Annotated in this window: 17 protein-coding genes; 12 read left to right on the top strand and 5 right to left on the bottom strand. The window is 66.8% G+C overall.

Annotation, left to right across the window (positions count from 1 at the left end):
- The first annotated feature begins 125 nt into the window (after nucleotides 1-125).
- From murC to J7346_RS00245, 9 genes are all read left to right on the top strand, one after another.
- Entirely contained in the window at nucleotides 126-1,571 is a 1,446-nt protein-coding gene (murC, locus tag J7346_RS00285) for a UDP-N-acetylmuramate--L-alanine ligase (RefSeq protein ID WP_209117294.1), read from the top strand.
- Nucleotides 1,568-2,479 carry a UDP-N-acetylmuramate dehydrogenase gene (murB, locus tag J7346_RS00280; protein ID WP_209116622.1) on the top strand — a complete coding sequence of 304 codons (912 nt, stop codon included), beginning with the start codon at nucleotides 1,568-1,570 and terminating at the stop codon, nucleotides 2,477-2,479. The genes murC and murB overlap by 4 nt, the downstream gene beginning before the upstream one ends.
- A gap of 15 nt (nucleotides 2,480-2,494) precedes the next feature.
- Nucleotides 2,495-3,436, top strand: a complete 942-nt coding sequence (locus tag J7346_RS00275; protein WP_209116620.1) for a D-alanine--D-alanine ligase — start codon at nucleotides 2,495-2,497, stop codon at nucleotides 3,434-3,436.
- A complete protein-coding gene (locus J7346_RS00270) occupies nucleotides 3,424-4,350 on the top strand; it encodes a cell division protein FtsQ/DivIB (RefSeq protein WP_209116619.1) in 927 nt (308 codons plus the stop codon). The genes J7346_RS00275 and J7346_RS00270 overlap by 13 nt, the downstream gene beginning before the upstream one ends.
- Entirely contained in the window at nucleotides 4,350-5,675 is a 1,326-nt protein-coding gene (gene ftsA / locus J7346_RS00265) for a cell division protein FtsA (RefSeq protein WP_209116617.1), read from the top strand. Before J7346_RS00270 ends, ftsA begins: the two co-directional genes overlap by 1 nt.
- 208 nt (nucleotides 5,676-5,883) lie before the next feature.
- Nucleotides 5,884-9,234 carry a TonB-dependent receptor gene (locus tag J7346_RS00260; RefSeq protein WP_209116615.1) on the top strand — a complete coding sequence of 1,117 codons (3,351 nt, stop codon included), beginning with the start codon at nucleotides 5,884-5,886 and terminating at the stop codon, nucleotides 9,232-9,234.
- Between the two features lie 269 nt (nucleotides 9,235-9,503).
- The gene (gene ftsZ, locus J7346_RS00255; RefSeq protein WP_209116613.1) at nucleotides 9,504-11,087 is read left to right on the top strand and encodes a cell division protein FtsZ; all 1,584 of its coding nucleotides are present in this window, start codon (nucleotides 9,504-9,506) and stop codon (nucleotides 11,085-11,087) included.
- A gap of 144 nt (nucleotides 11,088-11,231) precedes the next feature.
- Nucleotides 11,232-12,131 carry a UDP-3-O-acyl-N-acetylglucosamine deacetylase gene (gene lpxC / locus J7346_RS00250; protein WP_209117292.1) on the top strand — a complete coding sequence of 300 codons (900 nt, stop codon included), beginning with the start codon at nucleotides 11,232-11,234 and terminating at the stop codon, nucleotides 12,129-12,131.
- 54 nt (nucleotides 12,132-12,185) lie between these two features.
- A complete protein-coding gene (locus tag J7346_RS00245; protein WP_209116602.1) occupies nucleotides 12,186-12,908 on the top strand; it encodes a hypothetical protein in 723 nt (240 codons plus the stop codon).
- A gap of 11 nt (nucleotides 12,909-12,919) precedes the next feature.
- Here J7346_RS00245 and pgeF read toward each other — a convergent pair whose 3' ends face one another.
- From pgeF to lgt, 3 genes are read right to left on the bottom strand one after another with little or no spacing between them, the layout of a single operon-like run.
- A complete protein-coding gene (gene pgeF / locus J7346_RS00240) occupies nucleotides 12,920-13,696 on the bottom strand; it encodes a peptidoglycan editing factor PgeF (protein WP_209116600.1) in 777 nt (258 codons plus the stop codon).
- On the bottom strand, nucleotides 13,693-14,841 hold the full coding sequence (locus tag J7346_RS00235; RefSeq protein WP_245157524.1) for an SAM-dependent methyltransferase: 1,149 nt from the start codon (nucleotides 14,839-14,841) through the stop codon (nucleotides 13,693-13,695). The genes pgeF and J7346_RS00235 overlap by 4 nt, the downstream gene beginning before the upstream one ends.
- Nucleotides 14,790-15,665 (bottom strand): prolipoprotein diacylglyceryl transferase, encoded by an 876-nt coding sequence (gene lgt, locus J7346_RS00230; RefSeq protein ID WP_209116598.1) that lies wholly within the window; start codon nucleotides 15,663-15,665, stop codon nucleotides 14,790-14,792. Before lgt ends, J7346_RS00235 begins: the two co-directional genes overlap by 52 nt.
- Nucleotides 15,666-15,869: 204 nt before the next feature.
- Between lgt and J7346_RS00225 the strand changes: the two genes are divergently transcribed.
- The 3 genes from J7346_RS00225 to J7346_RS00215 all read left to right on the top strand — a co-directional run bounded on the left by J7346_RS00225 (nucleotide 15,870) and on the right by J7346_RS00215 (nucleotide 17,682).
- On the top strand, nucleotides 15,870-16,172 hold the full coding sequence (locus J7346_RS00225) for an accessory factor UbiK family protein (protein ID WP_209116596.1): 303 nt from the start codon (nucleotides 15,870-15,872) through the stop codon (nucleotides 16,170-16,172).
- 89 nt (nucleotides 16,173-16,261) lie between these two features.
- Nucleotides 16,262-16,765 carry a YbjN domain-containing protein gene (locus J7346_RS00220; RefSeq protein ID WP_209116594.1) on the top strand — a complete coding sequence of 168 codons (504 nt, stop codon included), beginning with the start codon at nucleotides 16,262-16,264 and terminating at the stop codon, nucleotides 16,763-16,765.
- 104 nt (nucleotides 16,766-16,869) lie between these two features.
- Nucleotides 16,870-17,682 (top strand): pyrroline-5-carboxylate reductase dimerization domain-containing protein, encoded by an 813-nt coding sequence (locus tag J7346_RS00215; RefSeq protein WP_209116592.1) that lies wholly within the window; start codon nucleotides 16,870-16,872, stop codon nucleotides 17,680-17,682.
- On the opposite strand, the gene J7346_RS00210 is transcribed toward J7346_RS00215, so the two are convergent.
- A complete protein-coding gene (locus J7346_RS00210) occupies nucleotides 17,671-18,159 on the bottom strand; it encodes a hypothetical protein (protein WP_209116591.1) in 489 nt (162 codons plus the stop codon). The two genes, J7346_RS00215 and J7346_RS00210, sit on opposite strands and share 12 nt — an antisense overlap.
- Before the next feature lie 25 nt (nucleotides 18,160-18,184).
- Nucleotides 18,185-19,528, bottom strand: coding sequence for an ATP-binding protein (locus J7346_RS00205; RefSeq protein WP_209116589.1), 1,344 nt, complete (start codon nucleotides 19,526-19,528; stop codon nucleotides 18,185-18,187).
- Nucleotides 19,529-19,550: the final 22 nt, after the last annotated feature.

Raw genomic sequence — 19,550 nt, 5'->3', positions numbered from 1 at the left:
TGCGGCCCCGTTGATACAGGCGGCGATCCTGAGTCCGCAGGGTTAAGAGGCGGTTAGCCATGTCGGCGAAATCGGACAGGGGGCGCGTCTGGTGCAATCCCGACAAAGTCCGCTATGACGCCCCGATGATCGCACGTCTTCGTCCAGTTCCCTTCCCGATCGGGCCCGTCCACTTCGTCGGCATCGGCGGTATCGGCATGAGCGGCATCGCCGAGATCATGCTCAAGATCGGCTATCAGGTGCAGGGCTCGGACGCGAAGGCCGGGGCCAATACCGAGCGGCTGGAGCAACTGGGCGCGAAGATTTTCATCGGTCACGACGCCGACCATGTGGGCGAGGAGGTCGCGGCGGTCGTCTATTCGACGGCGGTCAAGGCCGACAATCCCGAAATGATGGTGGCGCGCAGCCGCCGCATTCCGCTGGTCCGGCGGGCCGAGATGCTGGCCGAGCTGATGCGGCTTCAGTTCTCGGTGGCGGTGGGGGGTACCCACGGGAAGACCACGACGACGTCCATGATCGCGGCCCTGCTGGATGCGGGCGGCACCGATCCGACGATCGTCAACGGCGGGATCATCAATGCCTATGGCACCAATGCCAAGGTCGGCGACGGTGACTGGATCGTCGTCGAGGCCGACGAGAGCGACGGCAGTTTCCTGAGGCTGAAATCCACGGTCGCCGTGGTGACCAATATCGATCCCGAGCATCTGGACCATTACGGCGACTTCGACGGGGTGCGTAAGGCGTTCGTCGATTTCGTCGAGAACATACCCTTCTACGGCTTTGCCGCCGTCTGTCTGGACCACCCCGAGGTGCAGCGGCTGGTGGCCACCATCGATAACCGGCGGCTGGTCACCTATGGCACCAATCCGCAGGCCATGGTTCGGGCCGTGAACTGCGACATGGGACCGGACGGCACGCGCTTCGACGTGGCCTTCCAGAAGCAGGGGCTGGATGCCCTGGACGAACCCGAGATGCTGGAGGGGCTGCATCTGCCGATGGCGGGATCGCACAATGTGTCGAACGCCCTGGCGGCCATCGCCGTGGCGCGGGAGCTGGGCGTGTCGGACGCCGCCATCCGCGAGGGGCTGGCCGGCTTCGGCGGGGTCAAGCGACGCTTCACCACCACGGGCGTGGTCGAGGGTGTCCGGATCGTCGACGACTATGGCCATCACCCGGTGGAAATCGCCGCCGTGCTCCGGGCCGCCCGTCAGGTGGTGCACAAGACCGAGGGCTCGGGCCGGGTGATCGCTGTGGTCCAGCCGCACCGCTACACCCGCCTGCGCGACCTGATGAACGACTTCTCGACCTGTTTCGCTGATGCGGACTCGGTGCTGGTCGCCGATGTCTATGCGGCCGGGGAGCAACCGATCGAGGGGGTCGACAAGGACGCCCTGGTCGAGGGCATCCGCCGGTTCGGACATCGCTCGGTGCGTCCGCTGGAGAGCGCCGCCGCCCTGCCGCGCCTGATCCGCGACGAGGCGAAGCCCGGCGATCTGGTGGTGCTGCTGGGAGCAGGGGACATCACGGCCTGGGCCTATGCCCTGCCGGGGCAGCTTGAGGCGCTGGGATGAGCTGGCGTGATACACTCCCCGAAGTCCGCGGCAAGCTGCTGCGGGACGAGCCGCTGGGGCCGTACACCTGGTTTCGGGTGGGCGGGGCAGCGGATGTGCTGTTCATTCCGGCGGATGCAGATGATCTGGCCGACTTTCTGAAGGCTCTCGACGCCTCGGTGCCGGTCACGGTGTTGGGTGTGGGGTCGAACGTCATCGTGCGCGACGGCGGGGTCGAGGGGGTGGTGATCCGCCTGGCCGGGCGCCCCTGGGCACAGATCACGACCGAGGGCGACACGATCACTGCGGGCGCGGGCGCACTGGACTCCATGGTGGCGCGCGCTTCAGCAAAGGCCGGGATCGGCGGGCTGGAATTCTATGCCGGCATTCCGGGCACGATCGGCGGCGCCCTGACCATGAACGCCGGGTGCTACGGCTCGGAGACCAGGGATGTGCTGGTCTCGGCGCGGGGCGTGACCCGGACGGGCGAGCGCGTCGAGTATGCGCTGGCCGACTTCGGCTACACCTATCGGCACTCGGAGGCGCCCGCCGACATCCTCTGGCTGGAGGCCACCTATCGCGGCACCCCCGACGACCCCGAGGCCGTGCAGGCCCGGATCGACGAGATCACCAGCCGCCGGGAACAGACCCAGCCGATCCGCGAGAAGACCGGCGGCTCGACCTTCAAGAATCCGCCCGGCCACTCCAGCTGGAAACTTGTGGATGAAGCGGGCTGGCGTGGAAAACTTTTCTCGGTGACGGGTGGCGGGGCCAAGTTCAGCGAATTGCACAGCAATTTCATGATCAACCCGGGCGAGGCGACGGCTGCCGACATCGAGGGTCTGGGCGAGGCGGTGCGCGCCGACGTTCAAAGTAAACTCGGCGTAAACCTCGATTGGGAGATCAGGAGGATCGGCCGCCCCCTCTGAGTTTCGTTCCGCACCATGAAGCGCTCCCTGAAAGACCTGCATGTCGCCGTCCTGATGGGAGGGCTGTCGGCGGAGCGCGAGGTGTCGCTGAACTCGGGCAAGGGCTGTGCGGATGCGCTGGAGGGACAGGTCGGCCGCGTCAGCCGTATCGATGCCGGGCGGGATCTGGCCAATGTGCTGGGCGGTCTGGTGCGCCCCGATGTGGTGCTGAACTGTCTGCACGGCGCCTGGGGCGAGGACGGTTGCGTCCAGGGCGTGCTGGAGACGCTGGGCATTCCCTATACGCATTCCGGCGTGCTGGCCTCGGCGCTGGCCATGGACAAGGCGAAATCGAAGGCGGTGCTGGCGGCGGCCGGCATACCGGTGCCGGGCGGGGGCCTGTTCGACCGGCATGAGGTCGCGCGCGACCACGTGATCGCACCGCCCTATGTGATCAAGCCGAATGCCGAGGGGTCATCGGTCGGCGTCTTTCTGGTCACCGAAGGATCGAACCGCCCGCCCCAGGAGATCGGTGCCGACGACTGGACCTATGGCGAGCAGGTGATGGTGGAGCCCTTCATCGCCGGTCGCGAACTGGCGGTCGCCGTGCTGGGTGAGGCGGACGGCCCGCGGGCGCTGACGGTGACCGACATCACCCCGACCAAGGGCTTCTATGACTATGAAGCCAAATATGCTCCGGGCGGCTCGGTCCACGAGCTGCCGGCGCGACTGAAATCCGATGTGTTCGAGATGGCCCTGCGGCTTTCGGAGCGGGCCCATGCGGCGCTGGGCTGTCGCGGCGTGTCACGATCCGATTTTCGTTATGACGATATTAAGGACGTTCTCGTTCTTCTGGAGGTCAACACCCAGCCGGGCATGACCTCGACCTCGCTCGTTCCGGAGCAGGCCGCCCATGTCGGCATCGGGTATCCGGAACTGGTCAGGTGGATGGTGGAGGACGCGTCATGCCCGCGGTAGTTCGCGGCGGCCGGCGCCAGCAAGGCGGAGGCACGTCCCGGGGGCGTCAGGCTCCGTCGTCACGCGGTCGCGGAGGGCGCGGCAAGGCGCAGCCCAACGGCCTGCCGGCCAAGATGGCGGCCATCGGTCGGCTGGACCTGTCGGCGCGCGCGGTCGGGATTTCGCTGCTGGTCGGCGTGCTGTTCATTGGCGGTCTGATGGCGACCGGGGCGCGGGCCGAGCGCGTGGGCCAGTCGATGTCCCATGGCATTGACGGCATGGTCGCCGGGATGGGCTTTCGCCTGTCGCGCGTGCATGTGACCGGGGCGTCGGCCGAGGCCACGCCCGCGATCCAGGCCGCCCTGGACGTTCAACGCGGCCAGTCGATGAACTCGCTCGACCTGGAGGCCCTGCTGGAACAGGTCCGGGCCGTCAGCTGGGTCAAGGACGCGCGTGTGGTGCGTCTGCTCCCCGGGACCCTGCTGGTCGAGGTGGTCGAGCACGACCGTATGGCCATCTGGCAGGCGAACGGACAGATCTCAGTGATCGACGGGGAGGGTCAGGTGATCCGGGGCGCCGATCCGCGTCAGTATCTGCATCTGCCGCTGGTGGTGGGGGCGGGGGCCGAAGCGGCTGCCGCCGACATCCTGCCGCTGATTGAGGCGCGCCCGCGCCTGCGCGACCGCACCGAGGCCCTGGTCAGGGTCGATGAGCGGCGTTGGGACGTGCGTCTCAAGGACGGGGGCCTGATCCGCCTGCCGGCCGAAGACGTCGAGGGCGCCCTGATCCAGCTGGATGCGCTGGACCAGCGCCATCATCTGTTCGAGCGCGGGTTCGAGCTGGTGGACCTGAAGGTGCCGGGCACCCTCGGTCTGCGGCCCGAGACGCTCGCGGGCGACCTGGCCAATGCCGCCTATGCAGCAGGGGGTCTGTGATGGCGGGGCGTCGTCCGGAACTCAGCCTTGATGGCGCGGTGGGCAGCAGCCGCGCGCCGCTGGTCGCCGCGCTGGATATCGGCCACTCCAAGATGGCCTGTTTCATCATGAAGGCTGACGGTGTGCGCCATGCCGACCGCACCGTGCGTGTCGCCGGCGTGGGCCATGTGCAGTCGCGTGGTGTGCAGCAGGGTATGATCGTCGACATGGAAGGCGCGGCCCAGGCCATCGGTCATGTGGTCGAGCGCGCCGAGCGGGCTGCCGGCGTCCCCGTGACCGGCGTGATGGTCAGCACCTCCGCTGGCCGGATGCAGAGCCACCGCGTGCGCGCACGCGTCTCCCTCGGCGCCAATCCGGTCAGCGATGCTGATCTCGCGCGGGCCATCGGCCTGGCGCTGGACAAAATCCGGTTGCCGGACCGTCGCCCCATCCACGTGCTGCCTGTCGCCTGGTCGGTCGACGATGCCAGGGGCGTGCGCGATCCGCGCGCCATGCGGGGCAACAGCCTCGAACTCGACCTGCTGGTCGTGTCGATGGCCGAGACGGCGTTCCTGTCGCTCAGCCACTGTCTGGAGCTGGCCCATCTTGATCTGCAGGGTGTGGTCGCGGCGCCGGTGACATCCGCCCTGGCCGCCCTTGAAGACGACGAGATGGATCTGGGCGCCCTGTGCATCGACATGGGGGGCGGTACGACGACGGCGACCGTGTGGTCCGGCCGCAGCCTGCTGCATGTCGAGAGCCTGAATGTCGGCGGCGATCACGTGACCAGCGATATCGCCCGCGGCCTGTCGACCTCGCGGGCGGGGGCCGAGCGTCTGAAGACGCTGCATGGCTCGGCCATGGCCTCGGCCAATGAGGATCGGGAGTTGCTCGAAGCCCCGCCGCGGGGCGAGGATCCTTCGGCGGGCGCCGTGGTGGTCCCGCGTGCCATGCTGAAAAGTGTGATCGCGCCCCGGGTCGAGGAGACGCTGGAAATCCTGCGGGACCGGATTCGCAGCGGCGGCATCGCGCTCGATCCCGGTACCAGTGTCGTGCTGACCGGCGGGGCCAGCCAGCTGAACGGCGTGCGGGAGCTGGCGGTCCGCGTTTTTGATCGACCGGTTCGTCTTGGGCGGCCCCAGCGGGCGCCCCATCTGGCCGATGCGGCGTCAGGTCCCGCGTTCTGTGCGGCCGCCGGCAGCCTGCTCAAGGCGGCCTATGGCCCGCGGGAATCAGTTTCGGCTCGCCGGCTCATGACCCGCCAGATTTCCGCCGCCGATGCGCCGGGGCTGGGGGAGGGCGGTGTGATCGCCCGCGCGGCGGACTGGCTTCGCCGTAACCTCTGAAATGCCGTCCGTTCGGGCGATCCGAAACATTTCGCGTGCGTGGCGAGAGTGTGTCCGGATTGTAACATGTGGCACCTTCATTGGTCACAGTCGGGCCACAATGCCTTGTGGCGCGCCACTTTGCTGCTAGCGTGCAATCCGGAAGCGTAGGCTGCGATCTGTGGGCTGCGTCACGTACTCTCAAATCTCACGGTTGGGGCAACAAAACATGCTGTTGAAGCGCAAGTATCTCTTTGGAACGACCATCCTGGCGGGCGTCATCGCCGCCTCGGCTCCGGCCCTGGCCCAGGATGCCAGCCAGGACCCGCAGGGCGAGGTTCAGGTCGAGGAAATCGTCGTTACCGGTTCGCGTATCCGCCGCGACCCGACCAACGCCCCCACCCCGCTGATCCAGGTCGAGCGTGAAGCGCTGCTGACCACCGGTCAGTCGACGGTCATCGACTATCTGGCCACCATCCCGGCCCTGTCGAACTCGCTGGTTCCGTCGGACACGACGGGCTCGGGCCTGAACGACGGCGGTCTGGACTTTGCCAACCTGCGTTCGCTGGGTACCGGCCGTACCCTGACCCTGGTGGACGGTCGCCGTCACGTCGGCTCGAGCGCCGGCACGCTGTCGGTTGACGTCTCCACCATTCCCCGCCTGCTGATCGAGAACATCGAGATCATCACCGGCGGTGCCTCGTCGATCTACGGCGCCGACGCCGTGGCCGGGGTGCTGAACTTCATCCTGCGCGACGACTTCGAAGGCATCGAGTTCGACGCCAACTACGGCATGATCAACCAGAACGGTGAAGCCACCCGCCGCGCCTCGCTGCTGGTCGGTACCAACCTGCTGGACGACCGCCTGAACGTCTACGCCTTCGGTGAGTACGAGAAGGCCGACATGGTCACCTCGTTCGACGTCGACTGGCTGGCCGAGGATCCGCGTCTGATCGGCATCGATGCTGATCCGAACTACGCGCGCTCGGATGGCGTCCTGGACAACATGCTGTTCTACAACCTGAACCGCATCGACCGTCCGCAATGGGGTCAGACCACCCTGTTCAACACCCAGCAGCCGAGCCCGCTGGACAACCCGCTGATTCCGTACCCGACGCTGAGCGGTACCTTCCTCTGCGTTCCGACCTCGGTCTCGCGCGTGACGAACTCGCAGTGTTTCGCCCCGAACCCGGGCAAGACCTTCTGGTATGATCCGGGCACGGGCACGGCTCGTCTGGCCGACTTCGGTCAGCGCATCGGCACTGTCGGTCTGTCGCGTCCGTACAACTACGGTGGCGACGGCGTCAGCGCGGCCGACTTCTCGACCGCTTCGCGCTTCCCGGAAATCGAGTCGCAGCGTTATCAGGCCGGCTTCACCTTCAACGTGCTGGACAATGTGACGCTGAGCGGCGAGTACAAGTACGTCAAGGAAGAGGCGTTCGATATCGCCCAGCCGACGTTCTTCGACGTCAACCTGCTGGACGTTACCTATGGCGACGACCAGACCAACCCGATCCGCAGCACCGCCGCGTTCGACCTGCGCTGGAGCGACAACGCCTTCCTGCCGCAGATCGTCAAGGACGCGATTGCGGCGAACACCGCCGTTCCCTATGGACCGCCGACGGCGACCCAGCCGGGCGCCCCGGGTGCTGCGTTCTCCGCGCCGTTCGCCCGTCACGTCATGTTCGGTCCGGACCGGATGCAGGACAACAGCCGTGAGGTCGAACGCTATGTGATCGCCCTTGAAGGTGATCTGGACAACCTGCTGTTCTTCCGCAACGTGGGCTGGGATGTCGGCTACACCCGCGGTGAAATGAACAACGTCAACGCCGAGCGCGGCGTGGATGTCCTGCGCTTCGCCCTGGCGGCCGATGCCGTGGTCGACGCGGCCGGTGTGGTCAATGGTAACCCCGGCGAGATCGTCTGCCGGGCGCAGCGGATCGCTGCCGAAGGTGGCACGCCTTTCGACTACAACTGGGGTTACGCCGACCTGCGTGACTATGCGACGGGCGCTGCCGCGCTTGCCGAATGTCAGCCGCTGAACATCTTCGGCGCCGACAACCAGTCGGAAGCGGCCCTGAACTATATCGACGCCACGATCCGCGTTCGTCAGCAGAACATCTCGGAGCAGACCCTGGTCAACGTCTCGGGTCAGCTGTGGGACTTCTGGGGTGCCGGCCCGCTGGGCGTGGCGCTCGGCTTCGAGCACCGTCGTGAGTACACGGAGGCTGTGGGTCGCAGCGCGGACACCGGCGATCGCTGGCTGTTCCTGAACACCGGCCCTGACTTCCCGGGTGCGGAATACGAAAGCGACGAGTTCTACGGCGAAATCGCTATCCCGCTGTTCCGTGACAGCTTCCTGGGTGACTACGCCGAGTTCAGCGCCTCCTACCGCGAGTTCGACTACACCACCGCCGGCAAGGGCGACGTCTATGGTCTGAACCTGGTCTACCGTCCGATCCCGGACATCGCCTTCCGGACCAGCCTGAACACCTCGGTGCGTGTGCCGAACCTGGCTGAAAACTTCAGCCCGGCGACCCAGACCTTCTGGAACGGTGTCGTGGACCCCTGTGCCACGCCGAACATCATCGCCCAGAACCCGGAAACCCGCTCCAACCGCGTGGCCAACTGTAACGCCCTGCTGGCCCAGTATAATGCCGCCAACGGCACCTCGCTGAGCTACGACTTCAACGGTGATACGGCCACGACGGCAGATGACTATCGTCCGGTCTACACCTCGGGCGTGGCCGGTGTGAACGCGGGTAACCCGTTCCTGGAGCCGGAAGAGTCGGAATCGTTCACCTTCTCGGTGATCCTGAAGCCGCGGTTCTTCCCGAACCTGTCGCTGGTCCTCGACTACTATGACATCCGGGTCGACAAGGTTATCGCCTCGGTGTCGGCGGCGACTGCGGCGGCCAACTGCGTGAACGGCGACTCGCTGAACACGGCGGCCTGCGCGACCATCTTCCGCAACGATCCGACCCCGGGCCGTGAGTTCTACATCGGCGGGCCGAACAACGACCCGATCGGTGGCTTCATCCAGGGCTCGATCAACTACGCGGGTCTGGAAACCGAAGGTCTGGACTTCACCCTGAACTACGGTCTGGACACCTACGACGTGATCGGTCGCGACATGGGTCGCTTCTCCTACAGCCTGAGCGGCCTGTGGCTGATCTCGCAGGAGCAGTACCTGAACACCGACGATCCCACCGATGCCACCGGTCTGGTGGGCGGCGTGTACTACCCGCGCGTCCGCTTCAACTCGACGCTGACCTATGCGCCGAACGACATCTGGAGCGTCAGCTGGACTGCCGACTGGCAGACCTCGCAGGATATCGCCGACGTGTTCGCCGGTATCAGCAACCTGGATGGTCGCCCGGTCGACAGCTACAAGACCGGCGCGTTCACCCGCCACGACTTCACCTTCCGGTGGAACGTGCGTGACGACCTGTCGCTGCGCGCCGGTGTGGTCAACGCCTTCGACAACGAGCAGAACCCCTACCTGGGCGGCTCGCTCTACAACAACTTCGATGCCTGGGGCCGTCGCTTCTTCATCGGTCTGAACTTCCGTCCCTGGTAAGGTTCTTCCCTACCGGAACGGAAAAGGGCGGCTCGCAAGAGCCGCCCTTTTTCTTTGCAGGCATGGCCGATCGAACCCTCGGGACCCTGTCGAAATATATGGGCACCGGGAGCGTTTGCCCCCTCTGGCCCGTTCCCCGACTCAGTCTATGCGGTAACCACCTGTTAAGGCTTACGGGTGTTCTATTAACCCGCTCATAACCAATGCGATTCGGGGGGGATTGGCGTTCGGTTGGACGGAGCGGGCTCGGATTAGAGGTCGGAAATCACATGTCGCTGTCGCTGGTGCGTCCTGAAGCTACGGAATTGAAGCCGCGGATCGTCGTGTTCGGCGTCGGCGGTGCGGGCGGCAATGCCGTCAACAATATGATCGACGCGGGCCTCGAGGGGGTCGACTTTGTCGTCGCCAACACCGACGCCCAGCACCTCAGCTTCGCCAAGACCGACCGGCGTATCCAGCTGGGCGAAACGATTACCCAAGGCCTGGGTGCGGGCGCCCACCCCGAGGTCGGCATGAACGCCGCCGAGGAATCAGCTGACGAGATCGCCACCCATCTGGAAGGCGCCCATATGGTCTTCATCACCGCCGGTATGGGCGGTGGCACGGGGACCGGCGCCGCGCCCGTGATCGCGAAATGCGCGCGGGACCGCAATATCCTGACTGTCGGCGTCGTGACCAAGCCCTTCACTTTCGAAGGCCGTCACCGCATGCGCCTGGCCGAGGCCGGCATTGCCGAGCTGCAGCGTTATGTCGACACCCTGATCGTCATCCCGAACCAGAACCTGTTCCGGGTCGCCAATGAGCGGACGACCTTCTCGGACGCCTTCGGCATGGCCGACCAGGTCCTGCACTCGGGCGTGCGCTCGATCACTGATCTGATGATCCTGCCGGGCCTGATTAACCTCGACTTTGCCGACGTCCGCGCCGTGATGAGCGAAATGGGCAAGGCCATGATGGGCACGGGCGAGGCCGAGGGTGACGACCGCGCCCTGATGGCCGCCCAGAACGCCATCGCCAACCCGCTGCTGGACGAGACCAGCCTGAAGGGAGCCAAGGCCGTGCTGGTGAACATCACCGGCGGCATGGACATGACCCTGCTGGAAGTCGACGAGGCCGCCAACGCCATCTCGGCCGAGGTCGACCCCGACGCCAACATCATCTTCGGTGCGGCCTTCGATCCGGCTCTGGACGGCAAGATCCGCGTGTCGGTCGTGGCCACCGGCATGGACGAGGGCGTGGTCGCCCAGACCCCGCCGTCCACCCTGTCGCGCCCCACGCCGGCCACCCGCCCGGCGCCTGCGCCAACCATGGCCGACCGCGAGCCGCGCCGCGCCGCCGAGCCCGTGATCCGTTCGGCCGAACCGGCGCCGGTTACCCCGACCTTCGAACAGGCCCGCGCCCCCGAGCCGCGCATTGAGCCGCGCCCCGCGCCGGCTGCTGCCCCCGCCGAGCCGGTGATCAAGGCCGCCGAGCCGCGCACGCTCGACCCGATCGTCGATCCCTGGGTCGAGGAGTACGAAGCCGATCTGAACCCGCGGGCCACCACCCGTCCGGTCCAGGGCGACCTCTATATGGAGCCGACGCCGCAGCGCGCCGAGCGCCAGCCGGAGCCTGCCCCCGAGCCCGAGTGGGACGATCGCGATCATCACCGCAAGTCGGGCTGGAGCCTGTTCGGTCGAAAGCGCGCCCAGCCGGAACCGGCCCCCTATGCGCCGGAAGCCCGTTCGGAGACGCACAATGAGCCCCGCTCGATGCGTCTGTCGGGAAACTCGGCCCTCAAGACCCCGGAGCCTGAACCCTCCGAGGAGGATGAGTTGGAAATCCCTTCGTTTCTGAGGCGTCTGGCCAACTGAGCATAGCCGGCGACCGTCCGTGCTGCGGACGTTCGTAACCGGGGCGAAACAATCCGAAACCTGACTTTGGTTTTCGTCTCGTCAACCACGGCATAGAGGTTCGGTCGGGCAATTCCGCCCGGCCTCTGTGTGGACGGTTTCGTGATCCCGGTTTCTGCCGATCATCTCGAACAGACCCTGCGCGCCCCGGCGATCATCGCCGGCGTCGGCGTGCATACGGGCCAGCGCGTGCGCCTGGCCGTGCGCCCGGCCCCCACGGGCACGGGCATCGTCTTCGTCCGCACCGACGTCACCGACCGTGACAACCGCATCCCGGTGTCGGGGCAGGCCGTGGTCGAGGCGCGCCTCAACACCATGATCGAGAATGGCGCCGGTGTGCGCCTGTCGACCATCGAGCACCTGATGGCCGCCTTCTGCGCGCTCGGCATTTCGAACGCCGTGGTCGAGGTGGATGGTCCCGAACTGCCGATCCTCGACGGCTCTGCCCTGCCGTTCGTCCAGCTGCTGGACCGGGCCGGCTTCCGCAATCAGGCCGCCCCGCTGCGCTACATCGAAATCCTGAAGCCGATCGAGGTGACGGAGGGCGACAAGCACGCCCGCCTGCTGCCCTGTGACCACTATGAGATGCGCTTCGAGATCGACTTCGACACGCCGGTGATCGGCAATCAGGTGGTCGATTTCGTCGTCGATGAAGCGACCTTCCGCAGCGACATTATGGCCGCGCGAACCTTTGGCTTCGCCCATGAGGTCGACGCCCTGCGCCGCGCCGGTCTGGCCCGCGGCGGCAGCCTCGAGAACGCCGTGGTGATCGACGGGGACCAGATCCTGAACACCGGCGGCCTGCGGATGGAGCGCGAGTTCGTCAAGCACAAGGCGCTGGATGCCATCGGCGACCTCTATGTGCTGGGGGGCCCGCTGCTGGGCCGCTACGAAGGCTACAAGGCCGGCCACGCGGTCAACAACATGCTGGTTCGCGAACTGCTGGCCCGCCGCGACGCCTGGCGTGAGGTTGTCCGCACCCCCGACATGGCGATGGCGGGCTGAAGCGGGTTACTTTGCTTTTGATCGGACTTAAACTTCAGCCCTCTCATGGAGGTGATGAGTTTGGTCGATATGCGAGCAGTGCTGATATGCGCAGTGGCTCTGTTGGGGTGCGGTCCCGCGCCAGAGTCGTCAGTCACGCCCGAGGTATCGGCGTCGAAGGCGAGTGAGCCTGACGACGCTGCTCGGTGGTTCCTGGAGGCGCTGGGAATATCCCACCTGAACGAAACCATCTGCCAGTCAGAAGTTTCGGTTGATACCCCGCCGCTGGTGATCTTCGACAACCTCATGGATCGCGGAGGCGCGACCTGTCACGCCGGGACGCATATTGAAGTGTTCTATCGTAGCAAGGACGGCCAGTGTCACATCGACCGTCCCGGCGCCATTAGCACCCGCTCGGTCGTTGCGCGCAACGTCTACCGGTCGTTCGTCGATTGCCTCCCAATTTCAAAGCCAAGCTCCCATAAGAATACAGGCGTTATCCTGATAACCCCAAGCGAGGCTGAATTGGCCAAGGGGGCTCACGACTATTTCGTCTTCTACAATGATCTGATTGGTTTGGCGGCTCGCGACGCGTTGGCGATCACGCATCTCGGGTTCATGAGCAACGTCATCTGTATGGAAACTGCCGACCCTGAGGCCGTGGTCGAGCACATCGAAAAGGCTGAGATCGTGGACGGCACGATCGCGGAGTATACGATAGAGTGGGGCACCTGCCGAACCCTGGGCGCAGAGCTAGCCGGCGGCTCATGGCCGGAGGTTGTACCGTATGAGGACTGATCTCCTGGCGTCTACTCCAGCGTAATCACGCTCATCATCCGGCCGAAGTCGGGCTCGCCGTTCAGGTAGGCACGGCGGTTCGAATAGAAGCGGTCGGCGTCGACGCGGGTGTCGTGGCCGGTCCAGGCGATCTGGCCGACGCCCGCGCGCTCGAGCCTTCCCATGACGAAGCCCGGCAGGTCGAACTGACGTTTGTCCGGCTGTTTGCCCACGACGAAGTACTGGCCCGCGTCGGAGGACTGGCGCAGGAAGCGTTGCTCGAACGCCGCGTCGACCTCATAGGAGGCCTGGGCGATGGTGGGGCCGACGATGGCGATCGTGTTCTCGTGCCTCGCCCCTTGGGTCTTCATCAGGGCGAGCGTGCTTTCCAGAACGCCGCCGATTGCGCCTTTCCAGCCGGCGTGGACCGCCGCGGTCAGACCGGCGCGCGGGTTGGCGATCAGCACCGGCGCACAGTCGGCCGTCAGCACGCCGCACAGCACCCCGGACCGGTCGCTGACGACGGCATCTCCCTCGGGACGGTCATCGCCGAAGGGCGCGTTGGCCATGTGCACGATGTCGGAGTGGATCTGATAGCAGGCGGCGAAATCCCCGGCCGTGCCTCCCATGGCGGCGGCCACACGGGCCCGGTTCTCCCGCACAGCCTCGGGATCATCCTTCGACCCGACGCCGGTGTTCAGACCCTTGTAGATCCCCGTCGAGACGCCGCCTTCTCGCGTGAAGAAGCCATGGCGGATGCCCGGGATAGCCAGCAGCGGATGGGTGATCGGCGTGGGCAGGTCGGTCATGCGGCTACCTCGAAGGCGGGCAGGGTGAGGGTTTCGGGCGCGTGGAGGGCCGCGACCTTGAACAGGGTACCCATCTGGTCGGGAGAAATCAGGCGCGCCACCTGCCGGCCGAGGATGTCGGCGGAGTCCGGCTGGGCCGTCTTCAACCGGTCCGCGCGGACGGTCAGGCCAAGCCGCGTCAAGAACTCAGCTTGCGTCAGCAGGGGAGCGGTTGCGACACCTGCCAGACGGGCCTCCTCCAGCACGGCGGGAAAGTCCGCCCATTGCGTCAGATCGGCCTGCCCGGGTGTCGCCAAGGGATCGACCTTCCGGTGCCGGGACAGGGCCTGAAGGGTATCGCCCGGCCCGTGTGTGTCGCGGCCGTAGTCGATGAGCAGGGCGGCGCCACCCTCGGCGCGGATCAGGCCAGCCACCGCGCGGGCAAAGGCGGTCTGGATTTCGGACTGCTCGGCCACCTGTCCGGGCTGCACCCCATAGGGCGGCGGCACAAAGCCGGGCGCGACCGGTCCCAGACGGAATGCCAGATGGCCCTCGGCATCCAGCCCGACCATGCGCTCGGCCCAGCCGTCCGGTGTGCGTTCGAACTGGCGCGCGGGCAGACAATCCAGCACCTCATTGGCGACCAGAAGCACGGGGCCCTCGCCGTCGATTGCCGCCAGACTGTCAGCCCAGAGCGGGGCGACGGGCGGATCGGCCAGCCGCCGGGCCTGAACGGCGCGCAGGGGGGCACTCGGCTCGACCAGGGTCAGGCGGCAGGCCTCGAGGAAGGCAGGCACCACCCGGGCGGCGCGCAGGATGTCGGCCATCAGGGTGCCGTCGCCGGGCCCCACCTCGACGAGGCGGAAGGCGGCGGGAGCGCCCATGCGGCTCCAGGTCTCGACCAGCCACAGGCCGATCAGCTCGCCGAACATCTGACTGACCAGCGGCGCCGTCAGGAAGTCGCCGTCCGGCCCGATCGCCGGACGGGTGGCGTAATAGCCGGCCCGCGGATCGTGCAGGCAGCGCGTGACATAGTCCGCGACGGACAGGGGCCCGGTCAGGGCGATCTCTCGCTTGAGCCGCGCCTTCAGGTCCGTCGCGGGCGCGTGGCCGCTCAGGAGGCCGGGCCGACCGGCGGACGGCTCCATGCGCGCCAGATCAACCATGCGCCCAGCAGCATCATCGGAATCGACAGCAACATGCCCATGGTGACCACACCCTGCAGGGCATCGGGCATGTGGGCATCGGGCTCCCGCACCGTTTCCAGCACGGCCCGGCTGAGGCCATAGCCCAGCAGGAACAGGCCGGTGACATAGCCGGGCTTGGCCAGCAGACGCACCTTCCACACGGCGAAGGCGAGGATCAGGAACAGCAGAACACCCTCCAGCCCCGCTTCATAGAGCTGGCTGGGGTGGCGGGGCAGATCACCGGCCGGGCAGAAGCCATAGGTGTTGAAGATGCGCTCGTTGCAGAAGCGGATGGCCCAGGGCACATCGGTCGTACGGCCCCACAGCTCGCCGTTGATGAAGTTGGCCATACGCCCGAAGAACAGGCCGATAGGCACCACGGGGGCCACCAGATCGCCCACGCTGAGCAGCCGGATCTTCTGATGGTGCGCGAACCAGAGGATCGCCAGCGTCACTCCGATCAGGCCGCCGTGGAACGACATGCCGCCGTCCCACATGCGGAACAGCTCCAGTTTCGACCACCCTTCACCGGTGAACAGCTGGGCATACAGCGACGGCTTGTAGAACAGGGCATAGCCCAGTCGGCCGCCTCCGATGACGCCGAGCGCGACCCACAGCACAAGGTCGTCAAGCTGCGTCTGGGTGACCGGGGGGCGCCCGGGAAGCCAGAGCGAGGTGTTCCTGGCCAGCCGAGAAGCATACCACCAGCCGAGGCCGAGGCCCGCGATATAGGCCAGGGCGTACCAGCGCACCGGGAAGGGGCCGATGCTGAACCAGACCGGATCGAATTCAGGGAACGTCACGGAGTATCCTTGGGTGATCGGGATGGGCTTCGCTTTAGCAAGTCAGGTGCGGGGCGTCTTGCACGAATTAGCCCCCGGGGCGCGGTGCGTGACTGGCGCGGGGCAGGGCGATGCGCCACATGGACCCGTAGGCCGCAAGATTTCATTAACCCTCTGGAAACCGGCGCAGCCCAGCGTCGCCCTAATCGATCAAGGCAGAAGACCATGCAGACCCGTAATCCGCTTCTCGATGAACTGGCCCGTCTGTCGACTGGCGCCATGGGACTGGCGCAGGCGGCCGGTGAGGAAGCGAAATCGGCCATGCGCGCGCAGACGGATCGTCTGGTTGCCGAGCTGGACCTCGTGCGCCGGGACGAGTTCGACGCGCTGAAGGCCGAAGTGGCCGCTCTGCGCGCCGAGCTGGCGTCCCTGAAGGGCGCGGACGCGGAACCGGCGAAACGCACCCGCAACAAGCCTCAAAAGGGAACGTCCACAGGCGATCTTCCCCCCCGGGACGCAGCCGGTTGAGCCGAATCCGCGAACAGGCCTACCGTCTGCGTGCTGAGGGCGATTCCCGGGGTCTTCCCGCTAACCCTCTGAAGGACAGGACTCTCTGAATGGACATGGTCAGACCGGACGAGGTGGACACACCCTTCGATCCCCTCGATGTGGTCGAGCACGTTCTGACAGCGGAGAACCTGCCGTTCGACCGCACGGCGGACGGCGATCTGGCCTTCGCCCTGGCGGGCGACTGGAAAGACTATGAGCTGTGGTTCGCCTGGCGCCCGGAGGGTGACTGCCTGCAGCTGTGTTGCGCGCTGGACCTGCGTGTGAAGAAGACCCGCCGTCCGGCCCTGCACGAGCTGATCGGCCTGATCAACCAGCGCACCTGGCTGGGGCATTTCGAGCTGTGGAGCGAGGATCAGGAAATCGTGTTCCGCCACGCCCTGGCCCTGCCGCACGGCGAACGCCCGACGCTCGCGCAGGCGGCCTCCATGATCGATGCCGCCATTGATGCAGCCGATCGCTACTTTCCCGCGTTTGACTTCCTCGTGCGGGGAGGGCGCAAGCCCCAGGACGCGATCGACGCCTGTATGTTCCAGACTGTCGGCACGGCCTGAGGCGCCCCACCGGCCCGCGCCGGTTTGATGGCGCGCGCCTGCCCATGTTAGGCACTCCCCGGTTCTGACGGCCCGCCAGGGCCTTTGCCACCCGTGGAGACTGCATGACCGACGCCTTTACCCTGGACTGCGACATCGCCCTTATCGGATGCGGACGACTGGGCTCGGCCCTCGTCGAGGGCTGGCTGGCGACCCCGGGCTTCAGGGCGGAACGGCTCAAGATCATCGAACAGTTTGAGACGCCGGCGACCGACCACGCGAAGGCCGCGGGCGCGACCATCAACCCGTCTCCCGACCAGCTGAAGGACGTGGGCGTCTGGGTGCTGGCCATCAAACCGGCGGTGTGGCGGGACGCGCTGGCCCCCCATGTCGATGTGATGGGCAAGGATGCCGTGCTCGCCTCGGTCATGGCCGGGGTGCGTCTGGATGACGTCTGCGAGGCTGCAGGTGGTCGGGGCGTGGCGCGCCTGATGCCGACGACGGCCGTGGCCCAGCGCCAGGGCGTGGCCGGCCTCTATTCACCGCATCAGAAGGCGCAGGACGTGGCCACTGCCCTGTTCGAGGGCATGGCCGATGTGGTGCCGCTGGAGTCCGAGGATCTGCTGGATCCGGCCACGGGCGTAGCGGGATCGGCCCCGGCCTTTGTCTATGCCTTCATCCAGGCACTGGCGAAGGCAGGCGAGGCCGAAGGACTGACAGCAGATGCTGCCGTGCGTCTGGCCCGAGGCGCCCTGCGTTCGGCCGCCGCCGGCGTCTCTGGCGGTCAGAGTCTCGAAGACGCCATCGGTCGCATCGCGTCGAAGGGCGGGACGACCCGCGCCGGTCTGGATGCGCTGGAAGCCGACGGCGGGGCCGAGCGCGCCGCCAAGGCGGCAGTGCGCGCGGCGGTCGACAAGGCCCGCGAACTATCCCGCTAGCCGACCGGTCGCCAGCCGCCGGGCGAACCGGTCAAAGGCATGGTCGGCATCGTGCCAGGTCGAGAAGCCTCGGACTTCGGCGATACTGTTCGAGTACCAGCTGTACCGGACCGGATAGCGCGTGCCATCCGCGAGGACGACTTCGCCCTCAATGCTGGCGCCGCCGATGCTGCGGCTGCGCATCGCGTCGAGGCCGGGTTCCGCTGCGATCTGCGCGATCGTGGGCCGGTTGGGGCGGATATCCACGAGGGTCAGGCTGACCGTGGCGCCGGAGAGGGCCTGTTCGCGTTCAAGGGCGCGCTCGACGGTTCGCACCAACTGGTCGGCTTGTTGAGCGAGTTCACGTTCACCCAGGTCCTGGGTCTTCCTGACAAGCTCAGGTCCGAGCGTGACGGTCACTTCCGGGGATTGGGCGATAGCGACGCCGGCGACGACGGTGACGGCAGCGAGGGGGGCAAAGAAGGCAAAGGGGCGCATGGCGATCTCCTGTCAGGCCCCCATTCTAACCCGGAAGGCGAATTCGCGCCATCAGTCCCCCCAGCGGGCTGCGATCAAGAGTGATGTCACCCCCGTGACTGCGGGCGACGTCGCGGGCAATGGCCAGTCCGAGGCCGACACCCTTGCGGTTCTGGTTGCGGGACGCATCGAGCCTCGAGAAGGGTCGGAAGGCCTCTTCGTGCATGTCCTCGGGGATGCCCGGGCCATCGTCCTCGATCGCGATCTCCAGGCTGCCGGAGGGGAGGCGCCGGGCCGACAGGCGCACGGTATCGCCATGGGCGGCCGCATTGCCCACCAGATTGCCCAGAGCCCGGCGAAAGGCGAGGGGGCGCACAGTCGTCGTCAGCTCCTCGGGTGCCTCGACCTCGACAGCCGCGCCGATACGGCGGGCATCCTCGGCCGCCTGGGCCAGAAGCTCATGGACCGACAGGGTTTCCGCCGCCTCGCCGGCCTCGCCCTGCGCGAAGGCGAGGTATTCGTCGATCATGTGCTCCATCTGGTCGAGATCACCTTCCATGGCTGCGGCGCGCTTGAAGGGCGGGGCGAGCGCCAGTTCGAGCCGCAGGCGGGTCAGGGGTGTGCGCAGGTCGTGACTGACGGAAGCCAGCAGGGCGGTGCGCTGGTCGATGTGACGCTGGATACGGTCACGCATGTCCATGAAGGCGCGTGCCGCGGCCCGGACCTCGCGCGCGCCATGCGGCTTGAACCGCTGCTGCATTTCGCCCCGGCCAAAGGCCTCGGCCGCCTCCGCCAGCCGCTCGATAGCCCGCACCTGATTGCGGATGAACAGGATGGCGACGGACATCAGCAAGACGGTCGCGGCCAGCAGCCAGACAACGAAGATATGGGCCTGGGTCGCCACGGCCCGTTCGCGCGGGGCGATGATGCGCATTACGCCGTCGCCGATCTGAACCTGGATATCGACATAGTTGGGGTAGCGCGTCGTATCGAACCAGAAGTCCCGGTCGAGGCGGGCAGCCAGCGCCTTTTCGAGCGCCTGGTCGACGACGCCGATCGGGCCCCGGCGCACGTCGTCGGGCAGGGCCTTGGCCTCCTGCCAGGCGATGGACAGCGACAGGGTCCGCTCGGCTCGTCCCGCAAGCGTCTCAAGGGTCCCGGGCGTCGGATCCTCGGCATAGGTCTCGACCGCCCATGCGATGTCACCGGCAAGACCGTCGGACAGGCGGGCATTCACGGTCTGCCAGTGGGCGTCGAAGAAGGCCCAGGTGACGAACACTTGCATCAGCAGGACCGGCAGGACGATGATCAGCAGGGACCGGCCCCAGAGCGAGGTCGGCAACCGTCGCTTGAGGAAGCGCGTCCAGACGGTGGACGGAAGAAGTTTCATGGGCCCGGCCCGGTCCGCTGTG

This window comes from Brevundimonas sp. A19_0 (assembly GCF_017744255.1).
Classification (GTDB): domain Bacteria; phylum Pseudomonadota; class Alphaproteobacteria; order Caulobacterales; family Caulobacteraceae; genus Brevundimonas.
Note: the sequence above shows the minus strand (reverse complement) of the source record. Positions and strands in the feature narration are given on the sequence as shown.

Bases quoted from the DNA above. Each gene is read 5' to 3' on its own strand.
- murC (WP_209117294.1), top strand. From the start codon at position 126: ATGATCGCACGTCTTCGTCCAGTTCCCTTCCCGATCGGGCCCGTCCAC.
- murB (WP_209116622.1), top strand. From the start codon at position 1,568: ATGAGCTGGCGTGATACACTCCCCGAAGTCCGCGGCAAGCTGCTGCGG.
- J7346_RS00275 (WP_209116620.1), top strand. From the start codon at position 2,495: ATGAAGCGCTCCCTGAAAGACCTGCATGTCGCCGTCCTGATGGGAGGG.
- J7346_RS00270 (WP_209116619.1), top strand. From the start codon at position 3,424: ATGCCCGCGGTAGTTCGCGGCGGCCGGCGCCAGCAAGGCGGAGGCACG.
- ftsA (WP_209116617.1), top strand. From the start codon at position 4,350: ATGGCGGGGCGTCGTCCGGAACTCAGCCTTGATGGCGCGGTGGGCAGC.
- J7346_RS00260 (WP_209116615.1), top strand. From the start codon at position 5,884: ATGCTGTTGAAGCGCAAGTATCTCTTTGGAACGACCATCCTGGCGGGC.
- ftsZ (WP_209116613.1), top strand. From the start codon at position 9,504: ATGTCGCTGTCGCTGGTGCGTCCTGAAGCTACGGAATTGAAGCCGCGG.
- J7346_RS00245 (WP_209116602.1), top strand. From the start codon at position 12,186: ATGAGTTTGGTCGATATGCGAGCAGTGCTGATATGCGCAGTGGCTCTG.
- pgeF (WP_209116600.1), bottom strand. From the start codon at position 13,696: ATGACCGACCTGCCCACGCCGATCACCCATCCGCTGCTGGCTATCCCG.
- J7346_RS00235 (WP_245157524.1), bottom strand. From the start codon at position 14,841: ATGGTTGATCTGGCGCGCATGGAGCCGTCCGCCGGTCGGCCCGGCCTC.
- J7346_RS00225 (WP_209116596.1), top strand. From the start codon at position 15,870: ATGCAGACCCGTAATCCGCTTCTCGATGAACTGGCCCGTCTGTCGACT.
- J7346_RS00220 (WP_209116594.1), top strand. From the start codon at position 16,262: ATGGACATGGTCAGACCGGACGAGGTGGACACACCCTTCGATCCCCTC.
- J7346_RS00215 (WP_209116592.1), top strand. From the start codon at position 16,870: ATGACCGACGCCTTTACCCTGGACTGCGACATCGCCCTTATCGGATGC.
- J7346_RS00210 (WP_209116591.1), bottom strand. From the start codon at position 18,159: ATGCGCCCCTTTGCCTTCTTTGCCCCCCTCGCTGCCGTCACCGTCGTC.
- J7346_RS00205 (WP_209116589.1), bottom strand. From the start codon at position 19,528: ATGAAACTTCTTCCGTCCACCGTCTGGACGCGCTTCCTCAAGCGACGG.